This window comes from Paenarthrobacter sp. NPDC090520, from assembly GCF_044769205.1.
Taxonomy (GTDB): Bacteria; Actinomycetota; Actinomycetes; order Actinomycetales; family Micrococcaceae; genus Arthrobacter.
Map to the genome: position 1 here is coordinate 1 of NZ_JBIVXM010000046.1, position 6,653 is coordinate 6,653.

Genomic DNA, 6,653 nt, shown 5'->3' on the forward strand with positions numbered 1-6,653 from the left:
CGATCATCATCCCTGCCATCCCAGTCGTGGATTCAGACACGGCCGTCTCCTTCAGATCAGGCCAGACCCCACACACCGTTATTCAGACAGTCCCTTGATTGCCGGTTGGGCGAACCCTCTCTATCACTTGCTTCAGGGAAGTGATGAAGGATCGGCGGATGGGGGCGGTTTGGTGAGAGAGGGTCAGCCGAAAAGGGCGGGTTGATGAGAGAGGGTCAGCCGAAAAGGGCGGTTTGGCGAGAGAGGGTCAGCCGAAAAGGGCGGTTTGGTGAGAGAGCATCCGGCGGATGAGGGCGGTTTGGTGAGAGAGGGTCGGTGGAAACGGGCGGTTTGGTGAGAGAGCGTCGGGGGTGGGGGGGTTAGCGTTTCGTAGCCGCGGCGCGCCACAGGTGCATGACCGCGTAGGAGCGCCAAGGACTGACTTCCCGGAAGTCCGGACTCAATTCCGAACCCGCCGCACGCGAACCGGGCGGCAGTACTTTCAGTCCGTTGCGCACAGCGGCGTCGTTGCCAAGGAAAACGTCAGGGGCTCCGAGCACGCGCATGGACACGTAACCAACGGTCCAAGGCCCGACGCCGGGGAGCGGCAGCAGCTTCCGGGCGAGGACCGGCTCGTCATCGCCGTAGCCGAAGTCGAGGCTGCCGTCGGCCATGGCTGAAGCCGCGGAGATCACGGACTCAATGCGCCGTTGTGGTCCCCGCAGTAGTTCCCGGCCGTTTTCGGCGATCTCGGCCGCCGTCGGGAACAAGCGGTCCAGTCCCGGGCGGCCCGTGTCGGCAGGGGTTCCGGCGGCCGATAGTTGGGTAAGCGCCGTTCGTGCCGCAGCCACGGTGATCTGCTGCCCGATCATGGCCCGGATCAGCAGCTCCTGGGGATCCACGGCCCCGGGAAGCCTGATCCCCGGGACGGCCCGGACGCCCGGTTCAAGCCGCGGGTCGCCTGCGAGGGCTTCATCGATGGCGACGGGATCGGCGTCGAGATCGAACAACCGGCGGACCCGGCTCAGCAGTACCGGGAGGTCGTGGAGGTCGGCAACGGTAGCCGCGAGTTGCAGCCGGGACCTGGTGCCGGCTGCCTCGGGATCGTAGGACACCGTAAACGTGGTTTCGCCGCGGGGGAGCCGGAGGGTCCTGGAATAGTGACGGCGTCCGTCCGGCCCCACACCGGCCGCTTCGATCCCGGGAACTGCGCGCACTGCGAGGAAGTCGAAGATCCCCGTGTCTAAGGGTTCCCGGTAAGGCAGGTTCAAGGTCAGTGTTGCCGGTGGCACGGTTTCGTCGCCGTGGCGGGGGACCAAGCGTGGCGCACTGGCGCGTAACGCCGTGGGAGTCATGGCGAAGACCTCGCCGATGGTGTCGTTGAATTGCCGCACGCTGTTGAAGCCTGCCGCAAACGCGACATCGGCGAACAGCATGTCGGTGGAGACCAAGAGCGTCCGGGCCGTTTGAGCGCGGCTGGCCCGAGCCAGCGACAGGGGACCCGCACCGAGTTCGTGGCTCAGGATCCGGTTCAACTGACGCGCAGAGTACCCCAGCCGGTGGGCCAGTCCGTCTACGCCTTCACGGGTGATGACGCCGTCGTTAATCAACCGCATGGCTCGGCCGGCTACATCGGAGCGGAGATTCCAGGCCGGCGTGCCGGGGACGGCCTCGGGCAGGCAGCGCTTGCAGGCGCGGTAACCGGCTTCGTGTGCTGCCGCCGAGGTTTGGTAGAAGGTGACGTTCTCGGCTTTGGGTGTCCTGGCCGGACACGACGGCCGGCAGTAGATCCCCGTGGAACGGACCGCGGTGAAGAATTGTCCGTCAAAGCGGGGGTCGCGGGCGTCGATTGCCCTGTAGCGCTGCCAGAAGTCCATGGCTCCATCCTGTCAGTCGACAGACGCCGCTGCTAGCGGAAATCGGACATGACCGCGGAGCTTGGTTGCTAAGGTCTGAGACATGGCAGCTACCGACGCACACGGCATCCGCGACGTCCTGTCAGGAGACCCGCGGACCCTCGCGCCGTTTGTCCTCGGAGCGGTGCTCACCCACTACTCGGAGTCCGGTCCCGTGTCTGTCCGGCTCACGGAGGTGGAGGCGTACATGGGTCCGCGCGGCTCGGCCAATGCGGACCCCGGCTCGCACACGTACGGAGGTCGGACGGCCCGGAACGCGCCCATGTTCGGGCCGCCGGGATTCCTCTACGTCTATTTCACGTATGGCATGCACTACTGCGCCAACATAGTTTGCGGGCCGGAGGGGGCACCTTCGGCCTTGTTGCTCCGCGCCGGCGAAATCGTTGCGGGCGAAGAGTTGGCCGTGGCCCGCCGCCCGGCGTCCAAGGCTCATAAAGACCTGGCGAGCGGCCCGGCCCGGCTCGCGTCGGCGCTGGGACTTACGACGGCGGACTCAGGTCGTGACGCGCTCGCGGCACCTTTCAGCCTGTGGTTGCCGGAGTCACCGGCGGCTGCCGTCGCCAGCGGACCGAGGGTGGGCGTTGCCGGTCCGGGTGGGACCACGGAATACCCGTGGCGTTTCTGGATCGAGGACGATCCCACGGTGTCCCGCTACAAAGCCGCACGGCCGCGCCCCCGCCCCTCCACTGCCTGATCCAACGCCACGACGCCCCGTCGACGCGCCGGCTATCCACCAGATGGCCCGTACCCCACGCGTTTACCAAAATCGCTGTAGAATGGACGGTCTGTCTTTTGCGATAGGGGTTACGGTTTCGATGCACGACGCTGATTTGGTTCACGAGCAGGAATACGTTGCCGGGTTGTATGCCCGGCTCGATGAGCTGCGCGAAGAGAAGCGCACCCAACTGGCGCAGGTGCGCAAGGCCGGTGCCGTGGGAACCATGCAGAACGTTTCGGAACGTGACGCGTTCGCCGCGCTGTACGAGGACCGCCTTGCCCAACTCGACGCCGTCGACGATCGCTTGGTTTTCGGGCGCTTGGACCTGGATTCCGGCGAGGCCCAGTACATCGGCCGCATCGGGCTGTCCACGGCAGATCTGCAGCGGCTCATGGTGGATTGGCGTGCCCCCGAAGCCGGCCACTTCTACCAGGCCACGGCATTCGACCGCCAAGGTGTGCGCCGTCGTCGTCATCTGATCCTCCAAGGCCGCGACGTCAAGGCGATCGAAGATGACGTCCTGGACGCAGACATGCTGGCCGACGACGATTCGCTGCAGGGCGAGGGGGCCTTGCTCGCCGCCCTGAACTCCAAGCGCACCGGCCGCATGTCGGACATTGTCGGCACCATCCAGTCCGAGCAGGACAGGATCATCCGTTCGTCGATTTCCGGCGCATTGGTTGTCCAAGGTGGTCCCGGAACGGGTAAGACCGCTGTTGCCCTGCACCGTGCCGCCTATCTGCTCTACACCCACCGTGACCGCCTCAAGAGCGCGGGCGTGCTGCTCGTGGGACCGTCGTCGTCGTTCATGCATTACATCGAACGCGTCCTGCCCTCCCTCGGTGAGACCGGCGTGGTCATGGCGAGCCTCGGCCGGCTCATGCCGGGAATCCACGCAGTACCGGAAGAGAACGCGGACATTGCCGCCCTCAAGGGCAAGCTGGACATGGCAACCGTGGTGGCCAACGCGGTGGCCAACCGGCAGCGGACCCCCGGCAAGGACCGGATCCTTGAGGTCGATTCGCGCAAGCTGACCCTCACCGAGCGGCAGGTCCGGCGCGCCCGCGACAAGGCGCGCGCCACCGGCAAGCCCCACAACGAGGCCCGCCTGACGTTCATCAAGATCCTGCTCCGCGAACTCACCGAGCAACTGACGGACCAGGTTGAGGCCGCAAACATCGGCAACAACGCCGATCGCGCCTACCTCGCCGAGGACGTTCGGACCGCCCGCGACGTGCGCATCATGCTCAACCTGTGCTGGATGCCCATGACCCCGGAGAAACTCGTTTCCGAGCTCTTCAGCAAGCCGCAGATCCTGGAGGCCTGCACTCCGCATCTGACCCCGGAACAGCGCTTGCTGCTGCAGCGGCCGGCGGACGCCCCATGGACCGAAGCCGACGTTCCGCTCCTGGATGAGGCCGCCGAACTGCTGGGCGAGTTGGACCCGGCAGCCGGCAGGGGACTGGCGCAGCAGGAGGCGGACCGTGCCCGCGACCTCGCCAACGCCAAGCAGACACTGGCCAACATGGAGGCCATGGGAGTGGACGTCCTCATGACCGCCGAGGAACTGGCGGACCAGAACCAGGAGCGCGAAGGCCGTCTCACGGCAGCTGAGCGGGCAACCAGCGACCGTTCGTGGGCCTTTGGCCACATCGTGGTTGACGAGGCCCAGGAACTTTCACCCATGCAGTGGCGGCTCCTGGTGCGCCGCTGCCCGCTGAAGTCGTTCACGATCGTGGGCGATATCGCCCAAACGAGCGCCGCGGCCGGCGCCAATTCGTGGCAAAGTGCGCTGGCGCCGTCGTTCGGTGACCGCTGGACGCTCGAGGAACTTACGGTCAACTACCGCACGCCGTCCCAGATCGCAGAAGCCGCCGTGCGCATGGCCAACCGTGCAGGGCTGGTTGTCTCCGCTCCCAAGGCCGTGCGGGAGGGCAAATGGTCGCCGATCGTGGACCGTGTGGGTGCCGATGACATCGTGTCGCGCCTGGTGGATGTCCTCCCCGAGGAAATCGAAGCGATCGACGGCGGCCTGCTCGCGGTGATTGCCGATGGGCAGCTGCTTCCGCAAGCCACGACAGCCCTCCGGGAAGTCTACGGACGCCGTATCGGCACGGGTGCCGGCAGTTACGAGCAAGACATCGTGGTCATCAGTCCCAAGGAAGCCAAGGGCCTCGAATTTGACGGCGTCGTGGTGCTGGAACCTGCCGCCATGCTCAACCACGAACACGGGAAGGTGGGCGACCTCTACGTCGCCATGACCCGGCCCACCCAGCGCCTCCGTCTCATCACCGCCGCGCCCCTCCCGGCCGGCATCGAACGCTAGGAAAAACGGCGTGGGCAATCCTGCTAACTTAGAACTCGTGTCACACGTAAACAGCCTCGAGTCCCAACAGAACGATCCCGCCTTTGCCAACATCTGGCAGGAGCTTAAATGGCGCGGCCTGGTCCACGTTTCCACTGATGAAATGGAACTGGAAAAGCTGCTCGCGGGGGACCCGATCACCTATTACTGTGGCTTCGACCCCACGGCTCCGTCACTGCACCTTGGCAACCTCGTCCAACTCCTGGTGATGCGCCGCCTGCAGTTGGCTGGCCACAAGCCGCTGGGTCTCGTGGGCGGCTCCACCGGGCTGATCGGCGACCCGCGCCCGACGGCGGAACGCACCTTGAACACCAAGGACACCGTTGCCGAGTGGGTCGGGTACCTTCAAGGCCAGGTGCGTCGCTTCCTCAGCTTCGAGGGCGACAACCAGGCCAGGATGGTCAACAACCTTGACTGGACGGCGCCGCTGAGCGCCATCGACTTCCTGCGCGAGATCGGCAAGCACTTCCGCGTGGGCACCATGCTCCGCAAGGACGCCGTGGCCTCGCGCCTTAACTCCGACGAAGGCATCAGCTACACCGAGTTCAGCTACCAGATCCTGCAAGGCATGGACTACCTCCAGCTTTTCCGTGACTACGGATGCGCCTTGCAGACGGGTGGTTCGGACCAGTGGGGCAACCTCACCAGCGGTACTGAGCTCATCCGCAAGGTGGAAGGCAAGAGCGTCCATGCCTTGGGCACGCCGCTCATCACCAACTCCGACGGCACCAAGTTCGGCAAGTCCGAAGGCAACGCCATCTGGCTCGATGCCGCCATGTGCAGCCCTTACACGTTCTACCAGTTCTGGCTGAACACGGCTGACGCCGACGTGGTGGACCGCCTCAAGGTCTTCACGTTCCTCACGCGTGCCGAGATCGAGGAGCTGGGTCAGTCCGTGGAAGAACGACCGTTCGCACGCGAGGGCCAGAAGAAGCTTGCCTTTGAGGTCACGTCCTTGGTTCACGGTGTTGACGCGACGGAGAAGGTCATCGCGGCATCCGCAGCTGTTTTCGGCAACGGCGACTTGTCCGTACTCGACGAGCAAACCCTCGCCGCAGCAACCGCAGAACTCCCGTCCGCCAAGATCGGCAGCGACTCCCTGGGCATCATCGACCTGTTGGTTGCCTCCGGCCTCTCGGACAGCAAATCCGCTGCCCGCCGCACTGTCGGAGAAGGCGGCGCCTACGTCAACAACGCCAAGATCTCTGATCCTGATGCCGTTATTGGCCAGGACCAGTTGCTTCACGGCCGGTACCTCCTGCTGCGCCGCGGCAAGAAGAACCTGGCGACGGTAGAGGTTTCCGCCTAGCCGCTCACCGTTCCGCTTGTCCTGTTTGTCCTGCTTGTTGTAAAAGGCCGGTAACCCGTGGGGGTTGCCGGCCTTTTTCGTGCAAAAAGACGCGTCGCTGGCTTTCCCTTCCGGACGCTCTCTCACCGAACCGCCCGTTTTGGGTGTCGCTCTCTCACCGAATCGCCCGTTTTGGGTGTCGCTCTCTCACCGAACCTCCCTTTCCCCGGGATGCTCTCTCATTGAATCGCCTGTTTTGGGTGTCGCTTTCTCGCTGGCCCGTTGTTTCGGTGGGGACTGTCTGAATAACGGTGTGTGGGGTCTGGCCTGATCTGAAGGAGACGGCCGTGTCTGAATCCACGACTGGGATGGCAGGGATGATGATCG

At 64.9% G+C, this 6,653-nt stretch carries 4 protein-coding genes; 3 read left to right on the top strand and 1 reads right to left on the bottom strand.

Going from position 1 to position 6,653, the window contains the following annotated elements:
• Window positions 1–359: 359 nt before the first annotated feature.
• Window positions 360–1,856, bottom strand: coding sequence for an AlkA N-terminal domain-containing protein (locus ACIQTZ_RS23900; protein ID WP_402984815.1), 1,497 nt, complete (start codon window positions 1,854–1,856; stop codon window positions 360–362).
• Between the two features lie 82 nt (window positions 1,857–1,938).
• On the opposite strand from ACIQTZ_RS23900, the gene ACIQTZ_RS23905 reads away from it, so the two are divergent.
• From ACIQTZ_RS23905 to tyrS, 3 genes are all read left to right on the top strand, one after another.
• On the top strand, window positions 1,939–2,589 hold the full coding sequence (locus ACIQTZ_RS23905) for a DNA-3-methyladenine glycosylase (protein WP_402984817.1): 651 nt from the start codon (window positions 1,939–1,941) through the stop codon (window positions 2,587–2,589).
• Window positions 2,590–2,710: 121 nt separating this feature from the next.
• Window positions 2,711–4,939: an AAA family ATPase gene (locus ACIQTZ_RS23910; RefSeq protein WP_400331612.1), complete on the top strand. Its 2,229-nt coding sequence runs from the start codon at window positions 2,711–2,713 to the stop codon at window positions 4,937–4,939.
• Window positions 4,940–4,976: 37 nt separating this feature from the next.
• Window positions 4,977–6,287, top strand: coding sequence for a tyrosine--tRNA ligase (tyrS, locus tag ACIQTZ_RS23915; protein ID WP_402984819.1), 1,311 nt, complete (start codon window positions 4,977–4,979; stop codon window positions 6,285–6,287).
• The last annotated feature ends 366 nt before the right edge of the window (window positions 6,288–6,653 follow it).